Raw genomic sequence first — 21,925 nt, forward strand, 5'->3', positions numbered from 1 at the left:
CGATCATGGTGGTCATGACGACTGCCACGGTGTACGCGAAGTTCGCGGCGGGTGAGGCGCACGGCGTCTCACCCGCCTACGAACGGCTGGCTTACGCGGTCTCCGCGGACGACGAGCTGCTCGCGCTGCTCGACCGGCTACCCGAGCCCAAGCGCCAGCCCAACCTGCTCTTCGGCGTGGTGCGCTGGCTCGGTGGCCCCGTCGAGGAGCCGGACACCTTCCGGGCGTACGCGCTGGCGAACTGGCCGACGATCGAGGCGCTGATGCGGTCGCGGGCGACGCAGACGAACGAGGCCGGCCGGTGCGCCGTCCTGCTGCCCGTGCTGGCGGCGCTGCCGCAGCCGCTCGCGCTGCTCGAGGTCGGAGCGTCGGCCGGCCTCGGCCTCTACCCGGACAGGTACGCGTACCGCTACGGCGACCACGTCGTCGGCTCCGGCGACCCGCTGCTGGAATGCGAAGCCACCGGCCTGACTCCGCCGAGCGCGCTTCCCGAGGTCGTGTGGCGCGCCGGCCTCGACCTCAACCCCCTCGACGTGCGCGAGCCCGCCGACGTGGCCTGGCTCGACGCGCTGATCTGGCCGGAGCACCAGCACCGCCGCGACCGGCTGCGCGCGGCGGCCGCGGTGGCCGCCGCCGACCCGCCACTGCTGATCAGCGGCGACCTGGTCGACGACCTGCCCGCGCTGGCCGCCCAGGCGCCGGCCGAGGCGACACTGGTGGTCTTCCACACCTCGGTGCTCTACCAGGTGCCCCAGCAGCGCCGGGACGCGTTCGTGGAGGTGGTGCGCGGGCTGCCCGGCCACTGGGTGTCGCTGGAGTCGCCGGACGTGCTCGGCCTCGACGACCTGCCCGCGCCGCCGGAGCCCGGCTTCCACAACGTGCTCACCCTGGACGGCACGCCGTTGGCGTACGCGCGCGGGCACGGCCAGGCGATGACCTGGTTCGGGGTCACACCCTGACCCGTACCCCCTGGGCGAACGCACCGCTGTGCAGTTCCAGCGTGGTCGGGTCGACGCCGGCCGGCAGCGACCAGGAGACCTGGGCCAGCAAACGGTGTCCGGGCACCACCGGCGCGTCGAACACGTCACGGCCACCGTTGGCCGCCCGGGTCGCCATCTCGTCGGTCGACACGGACTGGTCGATGCCGAAGGCGAGCCGTTGCAAGTGTGGGTGCCAGTGCTCCGGCGCCGCGCTGTGGTTGGTCATGCCGACCACAGCGGTACACCGCTGCCCGCCACCCGCCGGTGCGCAGCTGAAGTTGTACGCGGTGAACTCGAACGTGCTCTCCCGCAACGGTGTGCCCAGCGAGCCGGTGACCACCGGTCCCAGCCAGCCGGAGGGGGGTGTGCGTTGCGCTCCCGCGGCCGTGGACGCCAGTCTCGGCACGGCCAACGCCGCCACCAGCACGGAGAGCCCGACCAGCAGGACGATCGCGGTCAGCACGGCGACGCCGGCCCGGCCCTTGTCGCTCAGCGCCGCGATCCGCCGTGCGGCGCGTGGCCACCCGTACCGGGCGAACAGGACGGATGCGGCCACCAGCAGCGTGGCGAGGGCCGGCAGCCACCAGAGCTGCCACCGGTTCTCCTGGCTCGCGGTCGGGCCGACGTCGGCGGGCGTCCAGACCGACGCCGAGCAGTCGACCGGCTGGCCGGCCAGGCCGACGTAGGCGCACGCCGCTCCGGAGATCGAGGCACGGCGTTCAGGTGTGAACGTGGTCGTCAACGTCGTGCTCTCGAACGGTCCTAGATGGACAGGCCAGGCGAGCTCGCTCGGCGACCCCGGACCGGGCGAACCGCCCGGCCCGGGTGCCGGGCTCGTGGCCGTCACACGGGCACCGTCCGGCACGCTCTGCCGGACCGTCAGGTCAGTGGGCGCCTCGGTGCGGTTGCGCACCACGACGCGATACTCGGCTTCCCGGCTTCCCTCGCTGGTCATGGCCACGTCCACCTGGCTGGCGTCGGGCTGGGCCGCGGCGGGCGCCGCCGCGAAGGGCAGCGCTGGTGCCAGGAGCGCGAGGGACAAGGCAGTACGAAGCATGGCCGATCTCCCCCCGTTCTCCACGGTAGGAAGATCGCCAGGCCGTCCGGCGCGAACACCGGATCCGGGCCGGCATCGCCAGGCCCGGGTTACTCTGCGAGCGTCTTCACCGCCGAGCGCTCGGCGCCGATCGGCTGGTAGCCGAGCCACTCGTTGATCGCCAGCATCGGCTTGTTGACCTCGTCGTTGCCGGTGTATCCCGCGATGAACCCGGCGTCCCGTGCTGCCCGGAATGCGACCGATTTGGCAATCTTGGCGAGGCCCCGGCCGCGATACGCCCGCCGGGTCCCGGTGCCGGTCGACATGAAGCGTCCCGACTCCCGGTCGGCGTAGAGGTAGGTCATGGTCGCCGGGTCGCCGTCGACCAGCACGACCTGGCTCAGGTCTCGGTCGACGTTGGGGTCGTGCCAGATGTCCGCGAACCAGTCGTCGTATTCGACCTTGTCGAACGGCGTGTCCGAGGGCTCGTCGAGCATGGCCTCGCTGTCGACGGCGAACACCGCCTCCGGACCGACCTCGGCGAAGCTGGCGGTCGTGACACCAGACGGGAGCGGGGGTGCCGGCGGCAGGTCGGCGAGCAGCAGCCGCTGGTAGCGGGCCTCGTGGTTGAGCGTGTAGCCGTGCTTCTCGACGAACCGCAGCGTGTCGGGCTCGTCGACGGCGTAACCGACCACCTTGCGCCCGCCGATCGAGCGCAGGTGCGCCTCGGCCGCGGCCAGCAGCGCGGTGCCGATCCCCCGGCCGCGGGCGTCGGGCCGGACGATGACCGCGGTGCCGGCCGCGCCCTCTTCGGAGGTCCAGATGTTGAGGTCGGCCCGGGCGAAACCGGCCAGGCCCTGCTCGTCGTCGACGGCGAACAACGCGCCCTTGGCGTTGCGGGCGGACAGCGCCCAGCCGTGCCGCAGCCCGGCGACGGTGTTGACCTGCCAAGGGAAGACCTGGGCGCGGATGGCGAGCAGCGGACCCGCGTCGTCAGGGGTGCCGGGGCGGACGGTCGTCATGCCACTTGTCTAACAGGCGGCGCAAACAGATTTACTGATGCCATGGACATCTCCGTAACCCTCCGCCCGGTCGACGCCGACAACTGGCGCGCGGTCGCCGGACTCACCGTCACCGAGCCTCAGCGTGCCTGGGTCGCCGAGCCGGCCTACTACCTCGCGCTGTGCCACTACAGCCCGGTCGGTTGGCGGCCGCTGGCCGTCACCACCACGGACGGTGGCGTCGTCGGTTTCCTGATGTGGGCGATCGACCCCGAGGACGGCGCGGCCTGGCTCGGCGGCATCACGGTGGACGCCGCGCACCAGGGCCGGGGTTACGGACGGGCGGCGGTCAGCGCGGCCCTGGCCGAGATCGACGCGCCCAGCTTCGCCCTCTCCTACCAGCCGGACAACACCGCGGCCCGCGCCCTGTACGCCAGCCTGGGCTTCGTCGAGTCCGGCGAGCTCGAGGACGACGAGGTGGTGGCCCGCAGGCCGAAATAGGTCACTCGGAGGCGTCGTGGGCCAGCAGGGCCAACTGGATGCGGTTGGTCAGGTCCAGCTTCGTCAGCGCGCTGGACAGGTGCGCCTTGACGGTGCCGACCGACATGTAGAGCCGCTCGGCGATGTCGCCGTTGGACAAGCCCTCGGCGACCGCCTGGGCCACGGCACGCTCCCGCTCGGAGAGCACCGCCAGCCGCTCCCGCGCCCGGTCGCGGCGGTTGCTGCCGACCCGGTCGCCGCCGGTCGCCACATGGTCGATCAGCGTGCGCGCGACGCTCGGCGAGAGCACCGCCTCGCCGGCCGCCGCGCGGCGCACCGCCTCGACGATCTCCTGGGGCGGCGTGTGCTTGAGCAGGAAGCCGGCGGCACCGGCGCGCAGCGCCTCGACCACGGTGGCGTCGGCGTCGAAGGTGGTGAGCACGATGACCGCGGGGCCGGGACCGAGCGCCCGGGTCGCCGTGATCCCGTCGACCACCGGCATGCGCACGTCCATCAGCACGACGTCCGGCTGGGTGCGGCGCACCTGGTCCGGCACGGACGAGCCGTCGACCGCTTCGCCGACCACCTCGATGTCGGCGGCGCCGCCGAGCATCAGTCGCAGCCCGGCCCGCACCAGCGCGTCGTCGTCGACGAGCAGGACGCGCACCGGTCGGCTCATACCGGCCACGGTAACCGGGTCACCAACCGGAAGCAGCCCCCGTGCGGGCCGTGCTCCAGCGTGCCGCCGTCGAGCGCGACCCGTTCGGAAAGCCCGGCCAGCCCGACGCCGGCGCCCGGGATGCCGCTGGCGGCCGTCGTGCCGACCGGCAGCGGGTTGCTCACCGTCGCCGTGATCCCGACGCCGGGCGCGCCGGTGACCCGCACGTCGACGAGCGCGCCGGGCGCGTGCTTGCGGGCGTTCGTCAGTCCTTCCTGGACGGTCCGGTAGACCGTGCGCTGCACGGCGCCGCGCAGTGCCTCGTCCGGCTCGCATTCGACAGCGACCGAGACCCGCTGCCCCACGGCCTCCGCGTCGGCGACCAGCCGCCTGATGTCGCCGATCCGCGGCTGTGGCGGCCCGGCAGCCGCCGGCGCCGCCTCGTCGTCGTCCGTGCGCAGGACCTCGAGCACGTCGCCGAGCTCCACCAGCGCCCGTCGGGCGTTGCCGTGGATCACGTCGACGGCGGCGCTGACGTCGGAGGCGTCCAATGGCCGCCCCGCGCCGGCCTCGGCCTGTGCACTGCGGTAGGACAGGGCTCCGGCGTGCACAGAGATCAGCGAGATGCGGTGCGCGAGGGTGTCGTGCATCTCCCGGGCGATCCGCTCCCGCTCGGCCCGACGCGCGTCGGCCAGCCGCCGCTCGTGGTCGCGCGCCGCCCATTCGGCGTCACGGCGCAGGCTGGCCACGACCTGCCGCCGCCATCGGACCGCCATCCCCCAGGCAAGCGGTGTCACGAACATCAGCAACACGATCACCACCATCGCCTGCCACGCCACGTTGGGCGGCGGGTGCGCGAAGCTGAACCAGAGCGACGGCACCAGGTAGGCGTCCGCCACGAGCACGGCGACCAGCCACCCCCGGTGCACGGCGACGGTGAGCACGACCACGAGCGCGGCACCCACGGTGCTGTCGCCGATCATGTAGGCCACGAACACGAGACCAGCCACCACGATGGGGAACCGCCGTCGCCACCACAGCGCGATGCACGCCGCCAGGCTGACGAACGGGTCAGCCGTGTGGAACCACTGCGGGACCGCGTCGCCGTAGTACGGCGCCCCGCCGGAGTCGAGCACCACGAAGCCAAGGGCGAAAAGGAACAACGCCGCGTCGGCTGCCCAGTCCCGGGCGGTGCGGCGCCGACGCGGCTCGTCGACCGAGACCCCCGCCAGCTCCGCGGGCAGCAGCCACCGCGGCGAGCGGAAGGGCTTGGGCCGGGTCGTGCTCATGCCGCGAGGGTACGACGCACGCCGCGCGTCGCTCGACCAGTAATCCTGGCCAACCAGCCAAGCCTCATAGCCGATGGATGGCTGTGCTAGTGCAGGGCCGCCGCGAGCAGGGCCAGCCCCGCGTCGATCTCGGGCGGGTCGAGGGTGGCGTACCCGAAGATCAGCCCGGCGGGACCGGGAGTGAGCCGGTAGCGACCGACGCCCGCGACTCCGACCCCGGCGGACCGGGCGGCGGCGACGACCTCGTCCTCGGCGAGCCCGGACGGGAGCCACGCGACGAGGTGCAGGCCGGCAGCCACTCCGGCGGGCCGGAATCCTGGTAGGTGCCGGGCCAGACCGGCCAGCAGAGCGTCCCGGCGCCGCCGATAGATCGGGCGCATCCGGCGCAGGTGCCGGTCGAACTCGCCGTGGGCGAGAAAGTCGGCCAGCGCGAGCTGGTCCACGGCCGACGAGCCGCGGTCGGCCCGCACCTTGGCCCCGGCGAGCTCGTCGACCAGGCCGGCCGGCGTCACCAGCCAGCCGATCCGCAGCCCGGGCGCGAGGGTCTTGCTCGCCGTGCCCGCGTAGATCACCCGGTCCGGGTCGAGTCCCTGCAGCGCCCCGACCGGGGCGCGGTCGTAGCGGTGCTCGGCGTCGTAGTCGTCCTCCACCACCACCGCGTCGTGCTCCCTGGCCCAGCGCAGCACCGCCGCCCGGGCCGGTGGCGGCAACACACCGCCGGTCGGCCACTGGTGCGACGGGGTCAACACCAGGGCGTCCGCCGACACCCGGTCAAGGGCGGCCACGTCGACACCGTCGGGGCCGACCGGCACGCCGACCACCTCGATGCCGGCGGCCAGGGCGTGTTCCCGGGCGTCGTCGTCGGGTGACGGGTCTTCCACGGCGATCCGGCGGGCGCCCCGCTGGGCGAGCACCTGCACGACCAGCGCGATGCCCTGTGCGAACCCGTTCGTCACCACCACATTGGACGCTGACGCGTCGGTGCCGCGAACGCGGTTGAGGTAGTCGGCCAACGCGTGCCGGAGCTCCGGCACGCCACCGCCGCTGGCGTAGCCGAACCGGTCGTCGGGCGCGTGGTTCAGCACCCGCCGCAGCGACCGCAGCCAGGCGGCCCGCGGGAAGTGCGCGACGTCGGCCCGACCGTACCCGAAGTCGATCCGGACCAGTGCCGCCGGCCGCACCGGCGCCCGGGGTGGCGCCGGTGACGGACCTGCCGCCACCCGGGTGTAGCCACCGGGCCGACTGCTCAGGTAACCCTCGGCGACGAGCTGCTGATAGGCCTCGACCACGATGCCGCGGGACACCCCGAGGTCGGCCGCGAGCGTGCGGGTGGGCGGCACGGACGCGCCCAGCGGGAGCCGGCCCGACCGGACGCCCTCGCGGATCGCCGCCTCGATCTGGCGATGCAACGCGACCGGTGCGGCCCGGTCGAGGGGAATCAGCAGGTCGCTCGCGGCTCCAGAATTGGTCCAGGATCCCACCATGGAATCGGAGCTTATTGGTAGTACCGATTCTTGGCACCGTCAGTGACATGACGACGACATCCCTCACCGGCCAGGTCCTGCACCCCACCGACCCCGGCTATGACGAAGCCCGCTCCGTCTGGAACGCGATGGTCGACCGCCGGCCCGCCCTGATCGTGCGCTGCGGCACGGTCACCGACGTGGTCAACGCCGTCCGCCACGCCCGCGACCACGACCTCGAGATCGGCGTCCGGTGCGGCGGCCACAGCGTGCTCGGCCTCGCGGTGCCGGCCGGCGGCCTGATGATCGACCTGACGCCGATGGGCGGGGTGACGGTGGACCCGCGTACCCGGCGCGCGCGGGTGCAGGGCGGTGCCATGCTCGGCGCCCTGGACCGGGCGGCGCAGCGCTACGGCCTGGCCACCACGGCCGGCAACGTCTCGCACACGGGCGTCGGCGGGCTCACCCTCGGCGGCGGCATGGGCTGGCTGGCCCGGCGGTACGGGCTGTCGTGCGACAACGTCGTGTCCTACGAGGTGGTCACCGCCGACGGGGCCGTGGTCACCGCGACCCGCGACGAGCACCCCGAGCTGTTCTGGGGCCTGCGTGGCGGCGGCGGCAACTTCGGCATCGTGACCTCGTTCGAGTTCCAGCTCCACGAGATCGGCACCAGTGCGCTGCTGGCCAGCTACGTGTTCGACCCGGCGGACGGTGTCGCCGTGCTGGATGGCTGGCGGGAGCTCAGCGCGGCCGCGCCGCGGGAGGCCACCTACCAGGCCACCATCGGTGCGGCCGGGGTCGACGTCGGCTTCGTCTGGGTGGGCGACCCGGTGCGGGGGCGTCGGCTCACCCGCGACCTCGCCGGCCTCGGTCGCACCCGCCGCGAGACCGTCCGTGAACTGTCCTATCTGGAGCTTCAGACGATCGACGACGCCGTGGACGGCCACCACTTCCGCCGCTACTGGAAGGGCCTCTACCTCGACCGCCTGCCCGCCGAGGCGGCCGCCGCGTTGGTCGACCGCGGCGACGCCGCCGAAGCGCTGCGGCCGACGATGTCGTTGCAGGCCTACGGCGGTGCGATCCAGGACGTGCCGGACGACGACGCCGCGTACGGCCAGCGGGGCACGCTGTTCGAGCTCGTCGCGGCGGCGCGCTGGGACGACCCGGCCGAGGACGCCGACCGGATGGCCGCCGCCCGGAGCGCGGTCGCGCCGCTGACGCCGTACTCCAGCGGGATGTATCTCAACACCCTCAGCGACGAGGGCGCCGCCGGCGTCCGGCGGGCCTTTCCGCCCGCGAAGCTGGCGCGGCTGGCCGCTCTGAAGCGCACCTACGACCCGACCAACGTCTTCCACCTGAACCAGAACATCGCGCCGGCCTGACGCGAATCCATCACTTGGCACTACCCGTCAATTCGGGATGACCGATCTTCGATCGAAGCCGATAGATTCCCACGAAACTCACAAGGTTCGATGGGGAGGATCACTTGTCCCGACTACGACGGATGACGCTCGGCGTCGTCGCCGCCCTGGCCATGGTGGCCGGCGGCGGGGCGCTCGCCGCCCCGGCCAGCGCCGCACCAGACCCCGTGCCCACCGGCCCCGACCAGGTCGTCGGCGGCACCACGGCCGCCGCGGGCGAGTTTCCGTGGATGGTGCGGCTGTCCATGGGCTGCGGCGGCGCGATGTACACGCCGAGCCTGGTGCTCACGGCCGCGCACTGCGTCGGTGGCACCGGCAACAACACGTCGATCACGGCGACCTGGGGCGTCGTCGACCTGCAGGACCCGACCCGGACCACCCGCACGTCCAACTACGTCTACCGGGCACCCGGCTACAACGGCGACGGCAAGGACTGGGCGCTGATCCGCCTGTCCAGCCCGATCAGCGCCAGCCCGTTACTGAAGATCGCCACCGACACCTCGCTGCACAGCGGCTCCTTCACGGTGGCCGGCTGGGGCGCGACGGTGCAGGGCGGCGGCCAGTCCCGCTACCTGCGCAAGGCGACCGTGCCGTTCATCAGCGACAGCACCTGCGCCGCACAGGGCGGCAGCTACGCCGGCCTGATCCCCAACGAGGAGATCTGCGCCGGTGTCCTGCCCGGCGGCGGCATCGACACCTGCCAGGGTGACTCCGGCGGTCCGATGTTCAAGCGCGACGCCAACAACGAGTGGGTACAGGTCGGCATCACGTCGTGGGGCATCGGCTGCGCGCAGCCCAACGCGCCCGGCGTCTACACCGAGGTGCGCTACTTCGCGGCCGACATTCTCGCGGCCGCGATCTCCCTGGGCGGTGGCCCGCCCGGCGGCGGCGTCACGGTCGGCAACCCCGGCAACCGCTCCTCGACCGTCGGCACGGCGGTCTCCGCGACCCACAGCGCCTCCGGCGGCACCGCGCCGTACACGTGGTCCGCGACCGGTCTTCCCCCGGGCCTGTCGATCTCGTCGTCCACCGGCACCGTCACCGGCACGCCGACGACGGCCGGCTCGTACAGCGTCACGGTGACCGCCACCGCCTCGGCCGGCGGATCGGGCAGCACGTCCTACACCTGGACGGTCAACCCGGTCGGCAGCTGCGGCGCGATCACCAACGGCACCGACCTGACCATCCCCGACCTGTCCACGGTGGAGAGCACGATCACCGTCTCGGGCTGCTCGGGCAACGCCTCGACCGCGTCGACGGCCGAGGTGCACATCGTGCACACGTACCGTGGCGACCTGGTCGTGACCCTGGTCGCTCCGGACGGCAGCCTCTACACGCTGGCCAACCGCACGGGCGGCAGCGCCGACAACATCGACCAGGTCTTCACGGTCAACCTGTCGAGCGAGGCCCGCAACGGAGCGTGGAAGCTGCGGGTGCGTGACGCGGCGTCGGCCGACACCGGCTACCTCAACTCGTGGACGCTGACTCTCTGATCCGCCTATGATGGCCGGGTGACTGCCGGGTCGGCCCTGACGGGCCTTACTTCGATCGGTTACCCGGCCATCTCTTGACCGCCCCGCGGGCCCGCGGCCCGCCGGCGCACCTCCTCCATCGCTTTCGCAGGCGTGTTTTCGAGAGGAGGTGAATTCCTACATGTCTGTTACCGACGCGGCCTGGTCCGCGTTCGTCGCTCGCTATGCGGTCGGCTCGGTCGTCCACGGCGACGTGGTGAGCGTCGTGCCGTTCGGCGCGTTCGTGCGCATCGGCGAGGTCGACGGCTTCGCGCCGCTGCGCGAGTGGCCGACCCCGCTCGAGGAGGGCGCGATCGTCCCGGTGCGCATCGCCGCCATCGACCCGGACGCCCGCCGCTTCGCGGTGCATCCGGCCTGATCGAGGTTGTCCGGGGGTGGGCCCGCCCCCGGAAAATCTCAGCTCCCCGGGTAGCGGGTCGTCCACCTGCCGTCGGCGTGGAGTTCGGCGCCGTGCAGGAACTCCAGCGCCAGGTCGTCGGCCACCTCGAGGATCGTGCCCCGGCCCTCCAGACGGAACACCCAGTCCGCCGGCAGGGCCGCTTCGCCGTGCCACGCGCCGAGCAGGTTGCCGGCGATGGCCGCGGTCGAGTCGCTGTCGCCCGAGTGGTTGGCCGCGACCAGCAGCGCGCGCCGCACGTCGGTGGGGTGGGCCAGCGCCGCGTACACGCCGATGGCCAGCGCCTCCTCGGCCACCCAGCCGCCGCCGAGCGTCTCCACCCGCTCGGGCGTCGCGGCCCGGTCCAGGGCCAGCGCCTGCTCCAGCGCCGCGCTGACCTCCTCGTGCTTCGGCCGTTGCCGCACCAGCCCGAGGGCCCTGTTGGCCGCATCGACCAGGTCCCGCTCGGCGTGCACCAGCGCGTGCGTGATCGCCGCGAACGCGCCTGCCGCGAGGTAGCCGGACGGGTGCCCGTGGGTCTGGACCGCGCACTCGACAGCGGTGTCGAACGCCTCCTCAACCGTCCATCGTGGATCGAGGCCGAACGGCGCGGAGCGCATCACCGCGCCGCAGCCCTTGGAGTCCGGGTTCGCCGGGTCGGTCGGCGTGCCCATCCGGCCGGTCGACAGACCGGAGAGGCAGGCGTTGCCTGGCGCGCGCCGCGCGTAGAGGAAGGCGTGCCCCGCGAGCCAACCGTCAGGGGCCGCCGCCGGCCCGGGCAGCCGCTGGGTGTCGAGCCACCTCAGATAGGCCCGATGGACGACGCCGGCGCGGTCGGCGCCCCGCACGCTCGCGCGGATCAGGCCTTCGGCGGTGAACAGCGTCATCTGGGTGTCGTCGGTGATCAGAGCCGGCTCGCCGAGCAGCTCCACCAGCCCTTCTGACCCGAATCGCTCCTGAATTCGGTGTGTTGAGAGGAATTCGACGGGATTGCCCAGTGCATCCCCGATCGCGCCGCCCAACAGGCAACCGCGTACCCGTGCCCGATATGACATCCGATCGATCCTAGATCGTGAGGTAGTTGCCGCCTGGCACGGAATTGACACGGCGGTGGTAGCGTCTGCCCGGCTGGCGCCCCGAGAGCGACCGGCTCGTTACCGGGGAGGGCGTGGATGAGACTGACCGAGGCGGAGAGCGGCCGCATCGCTGCGCTGCTCGACACTCACACCGAGAAGCTGACCGCGAGCTGGACCGACGCGGTCGCGGCGTCGCTGCGCGGGCGCCTGACGAGGACCGAGCTGCTCAAGCAGGTGCAGGATCTGCACCGGGCGATCCTCGAATCGCTGCGCTCCGGCGACTCCGACCTGACCGGTGACGGCTCGGGCGCCCTGCGCGCCGCGCTCGTCGACCTGTCCCGCAGCCGCGCCCGGCAAGGGTTCAGCGCTCCTGAGACCGCCGTCACCGTGTTCGGGCTCAAGAAGGCGCTCTTCGACGTCGTCGACGTGCGCGCCGCCGAGCCGCAGGTCCTCACCGACCTGATCGCGGCCGGGCTGATGATCGACGACCTGGGCCTGTTCACCTTCGAGAGCTACTCCAAGACCCGCGAGGAGCTGATCGCCGACCAGGCCGAGCAGCTCCTGGAGCTGGCCACACCGGTGGTCAAGCTGTGGGAGGGCGTCGTCGCGATCCCGCTGGTCGGCACCCTCGACTCGGCGCGAGCCCAGGTGGTCATGGAACGCCTGCTGGAGACGCTGGTCGACACGGGCTCGCCGTACGCCATCATCGACATCACCGGCGTGCCGGCCGTCGACACCCAGGTCGCCCAGCACATCCTCAAGACCGTGGTGGCGGCCCGGCTGATGGGCGCCGAGTGCATCATCTCCGGCATCCGCCCGCAGATCGCCCAGACGATCGTCGCCCTCGGCATCGAGTTCGGCGACATCGCCACGAAGGCGACGCTCGCCGACGCGCTCCGGCACGCACTGCGGATGATCGAGTCGGCACGCAAGGGCCGGAGCAACTGATGGAACGCGTCCCGGTCCTCAAGATCGGCGACATCCTGCTCGTCTCCATCCAGGTCGACATGCAGGACCAGACCGCGCTGGCGCTTCAGGAGGACCTCGCCGACCGGATCGTCGCGACCGGTTGCCACGGTGTGATCATCGACATCACGGCGCTCGACATCGTCGACTCGTTCGTCGGCCGGATGCTCTCCTCGATCGCCTCGATCTCCCGGGTGCTCGACGCGGAGACGGTGGTGGTCGGGATGCGCCCGGCCGTGGCCATCACGCTGGTCGAGCTCGGCCTCTCGCTCGACGGCATCCGCACCGCGCTCAACGTCGAGCGGGGCATGGAGCTGCTGGCCCAGGCCCGGGCGAACCACCACGACCTGGGCCTCGACCTCGACGAACTCGGCGACCTCGACAGCTTCGGCCCGACGGCGACGCCGTGACCACCGACGTCGGGCTCGGCGAGCCACAGGTCGTCACCATCGCCGCCGACGAAGACGTGGTCCGCGTGCGCCAGTTGGTGCGCACCGTCGCGGTCGCGGCGAAGCTGTCGCTGGTCGACCAGACCAAGCTGGTCACCGCCGCGAGCGAGCTGGCCCGCAACACCCTCGTGTACGGCGGTGGCGGCGGCGCCGAGGTGACCGTGATCGACGGAGGCCGGCGCAAGGGCATCCGCATCGTCTTCCGTGACGACGGCCCCGGCATCGCCGACCTCGACCTGGCGCTGACCGACGGATACACCACCGGCGGCGGGCTCGGCCTCGGGCTCAGCGGCGCCCGTCGGCTCGTCGACGAGTTCGACATCGACACGGCGGCCGGCCAGGGCACCCGGATCACCGTCACGAAATGGGCGCGGTAGCGGTGACCCGCGACAGCGGGCTCGTCGACGGCGGACTCTGGTTCCGGCTCGACGAGTCCAGCGCGGTCAGTGCGGTCCGCCGGGCCGCACAGGACCTCGGCAACGAGGTGGGGCTTCCCGCCAACCAGGTCGGCGCGCTCGGGATCGTCGCCACGGAGCTGGCCAGCAACCTGGTGAAGCACGCCGACGACGGCCGGTTGATGCTGCGTGCGGTGCGCACCGGCGACGTCGCGGGCGTCGAGCTCGTGGCGGTCGACTCCGGCCCCGGCATGGGCGACCTCGCGCGGTCGGCGCGGGACGGGCACTCCACCGCCGGCACGCTCGGCATCGGCCTCGGCGCCATCGCCCGCCAGGCGGGCTGGCTCGACATGAGCTCGGTCGCCGGCCGCGGCACGGTCGCCATCGCCCAGGTCTGGCCCGGCCCCGCACCGACGCCCGCCCGAGCGGCCGCGATCAGCCGGGCGATGAGCGGCGAGGAGGTCTGCGGCGACGGCTACGCGGTGCGCGTCGCGGACGGCCGCACCCAGGTGCTGGTCTGCGACGGGCTCGGGCACGGGCCGTTGGCGGCGGCCGCGACCTCGGCGGTGGTGCAGGCGTTCCACGTCGCTCCGGCCGGGCCTCCCGCGGCGGTGGTCGAGCATCTGCACCGTGCCGTGCGACACACCAGGGGCGCCGCCGTCGCGGTCGCCCAACTCGATGACGACGAGATCAGGTACGCCGGACTCGGCAACATCACCGGAGTCCTCGTCGACGACACCACCCGGCGCGGCCTGGTCTCGCTCCCCGGCATCGCCGGTCACCAGCGCCGCGCGGTCCGGGAGTTCGGCTATCCCGTCACCCCGGACGCGCTGCTGGTCATGCACTCCGACGGTGTCGTCGACCGGTGGAACCTCGACGACTACCCCGGGCTGCGCGGGCGTTCGCCGCAGGTGATCGCCGCCACCCTCGTACGCGATGCCGGTGTGCGGCGGGACGACGCGTGCGTGCTGGTGGCGAGGGCCGGCCGATGACCACCCGCCTGCTGCACGTGGTGCTGCGTACCGAATCCGACGTGTTCGTGGCCCGGCAACGGGCCCGCGAGGTGGCCGAGGCGGTCGGCCTCGAACACCAGGACCAGGTGCGGCTGGCCACCGCTCTCAGCGAGGTCGGCCGAACCCTGTTCACGGCCAGGGGCGGACCGCCGGCCACCGGCGCCGAAGTGTGGTTCGCGGTCAACGGTGGGAAACTCGATGTCGAGGTCGTCGCGATCGGCCCGAGCCAGGCGGCGCAGCTGCCGAGCCTCGGTCGCCTGGTCGACAGCCTGACGATCGACGACGGACCGACGACGACGGTGGTGCGGATGAGCCGGCGGATCCCGGGTGGGGTCGAGCTGACGCCCGACGACCTCGACCGCGTCCGCGACGCGCTGGCCGCGTCGGCGCCACGCACCCCGCTCGACGAGATGGCCGAGCAGAACGAGCAGCTGCTCGCCGCGCTCGAGGAGACCCGGGCGCATCGCGACGACCTGGTCCGGCTCAACGCCGAGCTCGAGGAGACCAACCGCGGTGTGATGGCCCTCTACACCCAGCTTTCCGGCGAGCTGGAGGAGACCAACCGCGGCGTGGTCGCGCTCTACGCCGAGCTCGACGAGCGATCCGCCCAGCTGCGGGCGGCGAGCGAGGCGAAGACCCGGTTCCTGGCCAACGTGAGCCACGAGCTGCGAGCGCCGGTCACGGCGGTGATCGGGCTGGCCCGGCTGCTCGACGACCCCGAGTCGGACCCGCTGACCGGCGACCAGACCCAACAGGTGGCACTGATCCGCGGTTCCGCCGACGACCTGCTGCGTCTGGTGAACGACCTGCTGGACCTGGCCAAGGCCGAGTCGGGCACGATCGAGCCGGACTGGTCCGAAGTGGACCTGCGTGCGCTGTTCAGCCAACTGCGGGGCACCGTGCGGGCCATGGCCACCGGCGCCGTCGAGCTCGTGGTCACCGACCCGGAGCAACCCGCGACGATCCGCTCCGACGAGGTGCTGCTCGCCCAGGTGCTGCGCAACCTGCTGCACAACGGGCTCAAGTTCACGACCGCCGGCGAGGTGCGGATGACCGCGACGCGCAGCGGCGACGAATGGCTGATCCAGGTCTCCGACACCGGCGTCGGCATCCCGGCGGAGCTGCACGAGCGGATCTTCGAGGAGTTCTACCAGGTGCCCGGCCGCACGCTTGCCGGCGTGAAGGGCACAGGGCTCGGCCTGCCGTACGCCCGCCGCCTGGTCACCCTGCTCGGCGGCACACTGAGCGTGGCCAGCGAGCCCGGCGCGGGCAGCACGTTCACCGTCCGGCTGCCGGCGGCGGAGCACTATGGAGCATCCTGAGTCCGCCACGGTGCTGGTCGTCGACGACAGCGACGCCAAGCGCTACCTGCTGGTCCGCTGGTTGACCCGGGCCGGGCTCACCGTGGTCGAGGCCGACAGCGGCACGGCCGCGCTGGAGCGGGTGGCGCACGGTGACATCGACCTGGTCGTGCTCGACGTGCGCCTGAGCGACATGAGCGGCTTCGAGGTCGCCGAGCAGATCAAGTCGCATCCGGTGCTCGCGGCGATCCCGGTCATCCACGTGTCGGCGCACGCGGTCGACGTCGCCGACCGGGCACAGGGCCTGACCCGGGGAGCCGACGCCTACCTGGCCGAGCCGATCGAGCCCGACGAGCTGGTGGCGACGGCGCACGCGGTGCTGCGGTACTACCGTGCCCGCCGACAGGCCGAGACGCTGGCCGCGGGGTTGACCCGCCTCGCCGAGACGACGGTCGCGGTCAACTCGGCGCGTACGCTCACCGAACTGTTGACCGCCGCCTCGCTCGGGGCGGCCGAGATCTTCGGCAGCGGCGCGGTGGTCGCGGCGGACACGGTCACCGCGGGCAGCTCGGCCGGCGATCGCTTGGTGGCCGCGGTCACCGACCCGACGGGGCCGCCGATCGTCCGCGAATGGCCCGCCGCGACGGCGGTCGTACCGGTCGGCGCGATGGTCCGCAGCGACCCCCGCGAACAGTGGCCGCAACTCGACTGGCCGGGCGACGAGGTCGCGGTCGGCACCGCCCGCATTCGCGGCGACCGGCCGCCGCTGCACGTGGCCATCCCGGCCAGCGCGCTGCGCGACCAGGCCGACGTGCTCCGGCTCCTGGTCCAGGCGTTGGCGACGGCGGTCGAGGCGCAGCGGACGTACGACGAGGAACACCGGATCGCGGTCACCCTCCAACGCAGCCTGTTGCCGCAACGGATTCCCGAGGTGCCGGGCTACGACCTGGCGGTCCGCTACATGCCGGCCAGCGCCCAAACCGAGGTCGGTGGCGACTTCTACGAGCTGACGATGATCGACGGGCAGCTCCTGGCGGCGATCGGTGACGTCACGGGCCACTCCCTCTACGCCGCGACGGTCATGGCCGAGCTTCGGCACGCGGTCCGGGCGTACGCGGTCGAAGGCCACCCGCCGGCGACGTTGTTGGCGATGACCGACCAGTTGCTGCGCAAGCTGTTGCCGGGCGAACTGGCCACGATCTGCGTGCTGATGCTCGACCCGGCGACGGGCCAGATCTGCCTGGCGAACGCCGGCCATCTGCCACCGGTGCTGATCGTCGACGGAGTGGTGACGTTTGTCGAACACCCGGCACCACTGCTCGGCATCGACGCACCTCGGCCGGGCGACCTCGACCTGGTCCTCCCGCCGGGCGGCACGCTCGTCCTCTACACGGACGGCCTGATCGAACGCCGAACCCACGACATCGACCACGGCCTGGCCGAGCTCGCGGAAGCTGCGAGGGAGGTCGACCCGGACCTGGAACGCTACGCCGACCACCTGCTGTCCCTGGCCACTCCCCCGGTCGGCGACGACATAGCCGTGGTCGCCCTGCACCGACACTGAGGCAAGGGCCCCTCGGCGCAGCGCGAGGGACCCTTGCTCACCAGCGCTAGCGCAGGCCGTTGCGGATCGCTACCTGGATCAGCAGCCGGGGGTTGTCGGTGATGATGCCGTCGACGCCGAGGTCGATCACCCGTTGCATGACGGCCGGGTCGTCCACCGTGTACGGGACGACCTTGAGCTTGTCGCGGCCCTGGAGCACCGGGACGTCGGGGCCGAAGTAGTAGCTCGGGTCCTGGCGCAGGTACCAGTCGGGGCTGACGACGGTGCCCTGCGTCGGGTCGTGGACCTGCCAGTTGGCCGAGACCGTGCCGGCGCCCGCGGCGCGGACCAGCTTGCCGAGGTCGCGGTACTTCCACCAGTCGAGGCCGCCGGTCCACTGGCTCTTGACGGACCTGTCGCCGTAGACCGCCTGCAGCGAGCACTCGTCGGCCGGCGACGCGCACTCGGCCGGGCCGTACTGCCAGACCAGCGCGACCGTCTCGATCTTCTTGTCGAGCTCGCGCGCCCGGATGATCGTGCGCCAGTCGAACGACTGGATCGTGACCCGGTCCTCGAAGCGCGCCTTCTTGATCGCCTTGACCAGCTTGGCGGTGAACGGGCCGAACGCCTCGGTGTCGTTCGCCGTCGGGCTGATCTTCGTCTCGATGTTCATCCGGACGTCCGGCCGGTCGCTCCCCTTGACCAGCGAGAAGACCTCGTCGAGCGTCGGGATCCGGGCGCCGGGCACGGCCACCTGGTCGGGCAGTTCCGGCAGCGTCTTCGTGCCACAGTCGATGGTCTTGATCTGCGCCAGCGTGAGGTCGTGCACGAGCTTGCCGACGTACGGGAACATCGGGTCCTTCGGCCGCACCGGCGCCGTGTCGACGCAGTGCGAGCCGTTGATCGCCCGGTCGTGCAGCACGACGAGCTTGCCGTCCTTGGTGACGCCCGTGTCGAGCTCGAGCGTGGAGACGGCGGGGTTGGCCAGCGCCTTCGCGAACGCCGGGAGGGTGTTCTCGGGCAGGTCGGCCCGGCCGCCGCGGTGAGCCTGCACGTCGAACGGCGACGCGTACGCCTTGGGCAGCTTGAACCGCGACTGGCCCAGCAGGGTGCGCAGCCGGTCGGGGTAGTCGGTGATGATGCCGTCGACGCCGTCGTTGATCAGCTTCGTCATCGTGGGCACGTCGTCGACGGTCCACGGAATGACCTTGATGCCGTTCTTGTGCGCGTGGTCGACCATCTCCCTGGTCACGTACGGCTTGTAGTTGGCGTCGGTCACCTTGCCGTTCTGCGGGTCGCCGTGCACCGGCGAGAACGCGGAAGCGCCGAAGGTCTTGATCGCCTTGATCGGGTCGCCGCCGAAGTCGTCGATGTCGAGCCCGCCCAGCCACGGCGACTTGCCGGGCATACCGGTCTGGTTCATCGCGGGGTTGCCCAGCGCGACCAGCGGCAGCCGCGGCTCGACCTGGCGCATCCGCATCAGCGCGCCCCAGTCGAACGACTGGATCGTGACCTGGTCGAGCAGGCCGGAATCGCGGATCTCGCGGGCGGTCACCTGCACGAACTGCTCGCGCGGCGCGGTCTCGCTGGGCGCGCCGGCCTCGACCTTGGTCTCGACGTTGAGCTTCACGTCGCGCGCCTGGTAGCGGTTGACCAGCGCGAAAACCTCACTGAGCAGCGGCATCCGCGCACCCGGCACGGCGACCTGGCCCGGGAAGTCGGCCAGCGTCAGGCTGCCGCAGTCGAGCGTGCGCACCTGCGCCAGTGAGAGGGTGTTGATGTACTTGCCGATGTACGGGAACTCCGGGTCGCCCGGGAACGCCGGCGCGGTGTCCTTGCACTTCGAGCCGGTGGTCCTGCGGTCGTGGGTGACCACCGCCTGCCCGTCCTGCGTGATCTGCACGTCGAGCTCCAGCGTGGAGACGCCGAGCTGTAGCGCGTTGCCGAACGACGCGAGCGTGTTCTCCACCCGCAGCCCGATGCCGCCGCGGTGCGCCTGCAGGTCAAAGGTCTTGGGTGCGGCCGAGGCAGGGCTGATGCCGGCGGTCAGGCCGGCCACCCCGCTCAGGGCCACGGTGGCGGCGAGTGCCGTCACGGCACGTCGTTGCCAACGGGACATATCTCGTTCCTCCTGGGATCGGTGGTCCCGCCGATCCTGGAGGCCCGTTACGGCCCGTGAGCGTGCAAAAGATGAACTTATGGAAATGTCTGGCGGATCAACCGTCGCAGGTCTTCCATCGGGTCGTCCTTGCCTGCCGACAGCAGGGTCTTCGTGGCGGCGACGGTCAGCCCAAGGGCCGGGAACGCGTACGCGATGCTGCCGCCGTTGCCGCTCGCGCCGAAGAACTCGTCGTCGAGCTGGTAACCGAGGCCGCGCGGGGCCGGGGAGCCGGTCGCCCAGTCGTCGCCCGTCATCGCCAGCGTGGTCGCCTCCCGCAGCCGCTCCGGCGAGATCAGCCGCACGCCGTCGACCTCGCCGATCAGCGCCGCGTACATCCGTGCTGCCGCCCGCGCGGTGACCGTGCCGACCGCCGGCACCTCGGCCCGGAGCACCGCCGGGTCGTTGCCGAGCTCGACGCCGGGTCGCACGCCAGGCGGGGCGATCCGGTCGAAGTTGACCAGGAACTTGCTGATCGACTCCATCGCCTCCGACAGGTTGCCGTCCTCGAGCGTGGCCAACCGCGGCAGATCGCCATCGGGTACGGCCAGGAACAGCTCACCGTCGGCGCCCAGCGGCGCGGCGACGTCGTCGGCCAACACCTGCGACAGTGCGCGCCCGGTGGCCCGGCGGACGGTCTCACCGACCAGAAAGCCGTACGTCCAGGCGTGGTAGCCGTAACGCGACCCTGGTGTCCACAGTGGCGTCATGTCGGCCAGTAGCGCGCACATGTGGTCCCAGTCGGTCAGCTCGGCCCGGGTGATGTCTGCCGGCAACGCGGGCACGCCGGCGCTGTGCGTGAGCGCGTGCCGCAGGGTGGTGTCGCCCTTGCCGTGTGCCGCGTACTCCGGCCAGACGTCGGCGATCCGCAGGTCGTAGTCGATCTCCCCGCGCTCGGCCAGCACGTGCACGACCGTCGCGGTCAGCCCCTTGCCGGTGGAGAAACTGAAGATCGGTGTGTCGTGGGCCACGCCGAACGCCTCGTCGAGGAGCACCTCGCCGCCGAGGTAGGCGCACACCTGCACGCCGGTCTCGCGCCCGTCGGCGATCAGGCCGGCCACCGTCGCGCGGACCTGTTCCCGCAGCTCATCCTTCTCGATCACACGACCACGCTACGGCGACGCACAACCGGATTAGTGGGGCTTTCCCTACCGTCGATACGCCCGCTCACGGCAATGACCCCGGCCCGGTGCTCGGGCGATCGTGGAGGCACCACACAAACGCGAAGGGGTGCCAGCCATGCAGCGCAGCAACTTCTCCCGTCGTTCGGTGCTCGCCGGGGCATTCGGGCTGGCAGCCGGGGCGGCCGTCGGGACCGGCCGGGCAAGCGCGACGCCCCGGGTGCCGTCCGCCGTCGACCACGTGACCGCCATCACCCACGTGACCGTCATCGACGCGACCGGTGCGCCCGCGAAGCGGGACATGACCGTGCTGCTGAGGGGCGGACGCATCCTCGCCGTCGAACCGAGCCGCCGCCTCGGCGTGCCGCTGGGCGCCGACGTGGTCGACGGGCGCGGCAGGTTCCTCATCCCCGGCCTGGCGAACATGCACAACCACACGTTCGACGGCGAGGCGATCGAGCCGCCGTTGAACATCGCCAACGGCATCACCACCGTCCGCGAGATGAGCGCGAACGCGGACGTCGCCCGCTGGGGCCGCGAGGTGGAGGCCGGCACCCGGCTCGCGCCGCGCTACACCGTCGGCAGCCCGATCGTCGACGGCTCGCCGTCGCTGTGGGAGGGGCTCGGAGCGCCGTACATCGCCGTCGCCACGCCCGAGGAGGCCCGGGCCACGGTCCGGGCGCAGCAGGCCGCCGGCGCCGACTTCGTGAAGGTCTACACCCGACTGTCACGACGGTCCTTCTTCGCCATCGCCGACGAGGCGCGACGGCACCGGATCCCGTTCCTGGGGCACGTCTCCGACTTCGTCCAGCTGACCGAGGCCAGCGACGCCGGCCTCGCGAGCGTCGAGCATCTCTTCCAGGTCTGGTACGACACGTCGAGCCGCGAGGACGAGCTGCGCCGCGCGATCACGTCGGTGCCGATCGCGGGCGGCGAATACAACGGCTGGCTCAACAAGATGCATCCGTACGAGTACGCGGCCGCCCGCAGCTTCGACCGGCACAAGGCCGCCGGCGTCTTCGCCCGGCTGGCCCGCAACGGCACGCGGGTCACACCGACGCTGGTGCTGCACACGTTCACCGACCTGCCGGGCGACACCCCGATGACCGACCCCCGCTACGCGTACGTCCCGGCGGCGACGCAGGAGTTCTGGCAGTTCGCCCTGGACATGATCTACCTGGACGGGCGTACCCCGGAGCAGGACGCCCGCGGTCGCGAGATCTTCGAGCGCCGCCTCCGCCTGGTCCACGACCTCGACCGCGCGGGCGTCCCACTGATGGCCGGCACCGACAACGGCACGGCCTACCTGGTGCCCGGCTTCAGCCTGCACGACGAGCTGGCCCGGCTGTCCCAGGCGGGCCTGTCGAACCTGCGGGTGCTCCAGACGGCGACGCTGGAGCCGGCGCGCTACCTCGGCGCCGACGACCGCGGCACGATCGAGCGCGGCAAGGTCGCGGACCTGGTGCTGCTGGACGCCGACCCGCTGCGCGACATCCGCAACACGACCCGCATCAACTCGGTGGTCGTCGGCGGCCAGGTGATCGACCCGGCCTCCCGCCGACGGATGCTCGACGACGTCAAGAAGGCGGCCTCCGCCGCACCGCCCGCGCCGACACCGCTCGTTGCGCGCTGCCCCTGCTAGACCGCGACAGCCTGGGGTCATCCGG

20 protein-coding genes are annotated in these 21,925 nt (G+C 72.2%); 12 read left to right on the forward strand and 8 right to left on the reverse strand.

From position 1 onward, the window contains the following. Nucleotides 1-14 precede the first annotated feature (14 nt). Nucleotides 15-959, forward strand: a complete 945-nt coding sequence (locus AB0J88_RS26835; RefSeq protein ID WP_364351120.1) for a DUF2332 domain-containing protein — start codon at nt 15-17, stop codon at nt 957-959. Here AB0J88_RS26835 and AB0J88_RS26840 read toward each other — a convergent pair. Beyond that, nucleotides 949-2,037 (reverse strand): hypothetical protein, encoded by a 1,089-nt coding sequence (locus tag AB0J88_RS26840; protein WP_364351117.1) that lies wholly within the window; start codon nt 2,035-2,037, stop codon nt 949-951. The genes AB0J88_RS26835 and AB0J88_RS26840 overlap by 11 nt on opposite strands. An 89-nt stretch (nt 2,038-2,126) precedes the next feature. After that, entirely contained in the window at nt 2,127-3,038 is a 912-nt protein-coding gene (locus AB0J88_RS26845) for a GNAT family N-acetyltransferase (protein ID WP_364351114.1), read from the reverse strand. A 42-nt stretch (nt 3,039-3,080) separates the two neighbouring features. Between AB0J88_RS26845 and AB0J88_RS26850 the strand changes: the two genes are divergently transcribed. Continuing rightward, entirely contained in the window at nt 3,081-3,518 is a 438-nt protein-coding gene (locus tag AB0J88_RS26850; RefSeq protein ID WP_364351111.1) for a GNAT family N-acetyltransferase, read from the forward strand. A gap of 1 nt (nt 3,519) precedes the next feature. Here AB0J88_RS26850 and AB0J88_RS26855 read toward each other — a convergent pair whose 3' ends face one another. The 3 genes from AB0J88_RS26855 to AB0J88_RS26865 form a co-directional block, all read right to left on the reverse strand. After that, nucleotides 3,520-4,176, reverse strand: coding sequence for a response regulator transcription factor (locus tag AB0J88_RS26855; RefSeq protein ID WP_364351108.1), 657 nt, complete (start codon nt 4,174-4,176; stop codon nt 3,520-3,522). After that, nucleotides 4,173-5,444, reverse strand: coding sequence for a histidine kinase (locus AB0J88_RS26860; protein ID WP_364351105.1), 1,272 nt, complete (start codon nt 5,442-5,444; stop codon nt 4,173-4,175). The genes AB0J88_RS26855 and AB0J88_RS26860 overlap by 4 nt, the downstream gene beginning before the upstream one ends. Nucleotides 5,445-5,530: 86 nt before the next feature. Then, on the reverse strand, nt 5,531-6,928 hold the full coding sequence (locus AB0J88_RS26865) for a PLP-dependent aminotransferase family protein (protein WP_364351102.1): 1,398 nt from the start codon (nt 6,926-6,928) through the stop codon (nt 5,531-5,533). Nucleotides 6,929-6,975: 47 nt separating this feature from the next. Here AB0J88_RS26865 and AB0J88_RS26870 point away from each other — a divergent pair, with 47 nt between their 5' ends. From AB0J88_RS26870 to AB0J88_RS26880, 3 genes are all read left to right on the forward strand, one after another. Beyond that, nucleotides 6,976-8,289: an FAD-binding oxidoreductase gene (locus AB0J88_RS26870; RefSeq protein WP_364351099.1), complete on the forward strand. Its 1,314-nt coding sequence runs from the start codon at nt 6,976-6,978 to the stop codon at nt 8,287-8,289. 104 nt (nt 8,290-8,393) lie between these two features. Continuing rightward, complete coding sequence (locus tag AB0J88_RS26875) at nt 8,394-9,821, forward strand: trypsin-like serine protease (protein WP_364351096.1); 1,428 nt, start codon at nt 8,394-8,396, stop codon at nt 9,819-9,821. A 160-nt stretch (nt 9,822-9,981) separates the two neighbouring features. Further along, entirely contained in the window at nt 9,982-10,218 is a 237-nt protein-coding gene (locus AB0J88_RS26880; protein ID WP_364351093.1) for a S1 RNA-binding domain-containing protein, read from the forward strand. 38 nt (nt 10,219-10,256) lie between these two features. Here AB0J88_RS26880 and AB0J88_RS26885 read toward each other — a convergent pair whose 3' ends face one another. Beyond that, a complete protein-coding gene (locus AB0J88_RS26885) occupies nt 10,257-11,291 on the reverse strand; it encodes an ADP-ribosylglycohydrolase family protein (RefSeq protein WP_364351091.1) in 1,035 nt (344 codons plus the stop codon). 117 nt (nt 11,292-11,408) lie between these two features. On the opposite strand from AB0J88_RS26885, the gene AB0J88_RS26890 reads away from it, so the two are divergent. Genes AB0J88_RS26890 through AB0J88_RS26915 form a run of 6 tightly spaced genes read left to right on the forward strand, consistent with a single transcriptional unit; the run spans nt 11,409 to nt 17,000 of the window. Continuing rightward, nucleotides 11,409-12,260 (forward strand): STAS domain-containing protein, encoded by an 852-nt coding sequence (locus AB0J88_RS26890; protein WP_364351088.1) that lies wholly within the window; start codon nt 11,409-11,411, stop codon nt 12,258-12,260. Continuing rightward, a complete protein-coding gene (locus AB0J88_RS26895; RefSeq protein WP_364351085.1) occupies nt 12,260-12,688 on the forward strand; it encodes an STAS domain-containing protein in 429 nt (142 codons plus the stop codon). The genes AB0J88_RS26890 and AB0J88_RS26895 overlap by 1 nt, the downstream gene beginning before the upstream one ends. Next, entirely contained in the window at nt 12,685-13,104 is a 420-nt protein-coding gene (locus tag AB0J88_RS26900) for an ATP-binding protein (protein ID WP_364351082.1), read from the forward strand. Before AB0J88_RS26895 ends, AB0J88_RS26900 begins: the two co-directional genes overlap by 4 nt. Then, on the forward strand, nt 13,092-14,114 hold the full coding sequence (locus tag AB0J88_RS26905) for a SpoIIE family protein phosphatase (RefSeq protein ID WP_364351079.1): 1,023 nt from the start codon (nt 13,092-13,094) through the stop codon (nt 14,112-14,114). The genes AB0J88_RS26900 and AB0J88_RS26905 overlap by 13 nt, the downstream gene beginning before the upstream one ends. Further along, on the forward strand, nt 14,111-15,457 hold the full coding sequence (locus tag AB0J88_RS26910; RefSeq protein ID WP_364361998.1) for a sensor histidine kinase: 1,347 nt from the start codon (nt 14,111-14,113) through the stop codon (nt 15,455-15,457). The genes AB0J88_RS26905 and AB0J88_RS26910 overlap by 4 nt, the downstream gene beginning before the upstream one ends. Continuing rightward, nucleotides 15,444-17,000 (forward strand): SpoIIE family protein phosphatase, encoded by a 1,557-nt coding sequence (locus AB0J88_RS26915; RefSeq protein ID WP_364361994.1) that lies wholly within the window; start codon nt 15,444-15,446, stop codon nt 16,998-17,000. Before AB0J88_RS26910 ends, AB0J88_RS26915 begins: the two co-directional genes overlap by 14 nt. 46 nt (nt 17,001-17,046) lie before the next feature. Here AB0J88_RS26915 and AB0J88_RS26920 read toward each other — a convergent pair whose 3' ends face one another. Continuing rightward, entirely contained in the window at nt 17,047-19,074 is a 2,028-nt protein-coding gene (locus AB0J88_RS26920) for a glycerophosphodiester phosphodiesterase family protein (protein WP_364361992.1), read from the reverse strand. A 101-nt stretch (nt 19,075-19,175) separates the two neighbouring features. After that, on the reverse strand, nt 19,176-20,240 hold the full coding sequence (locus AB0J88_RS26925) for a serine hydrolase domain-containing protein (RefSeq protein WP_364361990.1): 1,065 nt from the start codon (nt 20,238-20,240) through the stop codon (nt 19,176-19,178). Nucleotides 20,241-20,376: 136 nt separating this feature from the next. Between AB0J88_RS26925 and AB0J88_RS26930 the strand changes: the two genes are divergently transcribed. Continuing rightward, on the forward strand, nt 20,377-21,900 hold the full coding sequence (locus tag AB0J88_RS26930) for an amidohydrolase family protein (RefSeq protein WP_364361988.1): 1,524 nt from the start codon (nt 20,377-20,379) through the stop codon (nt 21,898-21,900). Nucleotides 21,901-21,925 lie beyond the last annotated feature (25 nt).

This window comes from Asanoa sp. NPDC049475 (assembly GCF_040676915.1).
Lineage (GTDB): Bacteria > Actinomycetota > Actinomycetes > Mycobacteriales > Micromonosporaceae > Asanoa.

What these genes read in the sequence shown, in the direction of transcription:
- AB0J88_RS26870 (WP_364351099.1), top strand. Translation starts at nt 6,976, where the DNA reads ATGACGACGACATCCCTCACCGGCCAGGTCCTGCACCCCACCGACCCC.
- AB0J88_RS26845 (WP_364351114.1), bottom strand. Translation starts at nt 3,038, where the DNA reads ATGACGACCGTCCGCCCCGGCACCCCTGACGACGCGGGTCCGCTGCTC.
- AB0J88_RS26915 (WP_364361994.1), top strand. Translation starts at nt 15,444, where the DNA reads ATGGAGCATCCTGAGTCCGCCACGGTGCTGGTCGTCGACGACAGCGAC.
- AB0J88_RS26880 (WP_364351093.1), top strand. Translation starts at nt 9,982, where the DNA reads ATGTCTGTTACCGACGCGGCCTGGTCCGCGTTCGTCGCTCGCTATGCG.
- AB0J88_RS26855 (WP_364351108.1), bottom strand. Translation starts at nt 4,176, where the DNA reads ATGAGCCGACCGGTGCGCGTCCTGCTCGTCGACGACGACGCGCTGGTG.
- AB0J88_RS26905 (WP_364351079.1), top strand. Translation starts at nt 13,092, where the DNA reads ATGGGCGCGGTAGCGGTGACCCGCGACAGCGGGCTCGTCGACGGCGGA.
- AB0J88_RS26930 (WP_364361988.1), top strand. Translation starts at nt 20,377, where the DNA reads ATGCAGCGCAGCAACTTCTCCCGTCGTTCGGTGCTCGCCGGGGCATTC.
- AB0J88_RS26890 (WP_364351088.1), top strand. Translation starts at nt 11,409, where the DNA reads ATGAGACTGACCGAGGCGGAGAGCGGCCGCATCGCTGCGCTGCTCGAC.
- AB0J88_RS26885 (WP_364351091.1), bottom strand. Translation starts at nt 11,291, where the DNA reads ATGTCATATCGGGCACGGGTACGCGGTTGCCTGTTGGGCGGCGCGATC.
- AB0J88_RS26835 (WP_364351120.1), top strand. Translation starts at nt 15, where the DNA reads ATGACGACTGCCACGGTGTACGCGAAGTTCGCGGCGGGTGAGGCGCAC.
- AB0J88_RS26910 (WP_364361998.1), top strand. Translation starts at nt 14,111, where the DNA reads ATGACCACCCGCCTGCTGCACGTGGTGCTGCGTACCGAATCCGACGTG.
- AB0J88_RS26860 (WP_364351105.1), bottom strand. Translation starts at nt 5,444, where the DNA reads ATGAGCACGACCCGGCCCAAGCCCTTCCGCTCGCCGCGGTGGCTGCTG.
- AB0J88_RS26850 (WP_364351111.1), top strand. Translation starts at nt 3,081, where the DNA reads ATGGACATCTCCGTAACCCTCCGCCCGGTCGACGCCGACAACTGGCGC.
- AB0J88_RS26840 (WP_364351117.1), bottom strand. Translation starts at nt 2,037, where the DNA reads ATGCTTCGTACTGCCTTGTCCCTCGCGCTCCTGGCACCAGCGCTGCCC.
- AB0J88_RS26895 (WP_364351085.1), top strand. Translation starts at nt 12,260, where the DNA reads ATGGAACGCGTCCCGGTCCTCAAGATCGGCGACATCCTGCTCGTCTCC.
- AB0J88_RS26865 (WP_364351102.1), bottom strand. Translation starts at nt 6,928, where the DNA reads ATGGTGGGATCCTGGACCAATTCTGGAGCCGCGAGCGACCTGCTGATT.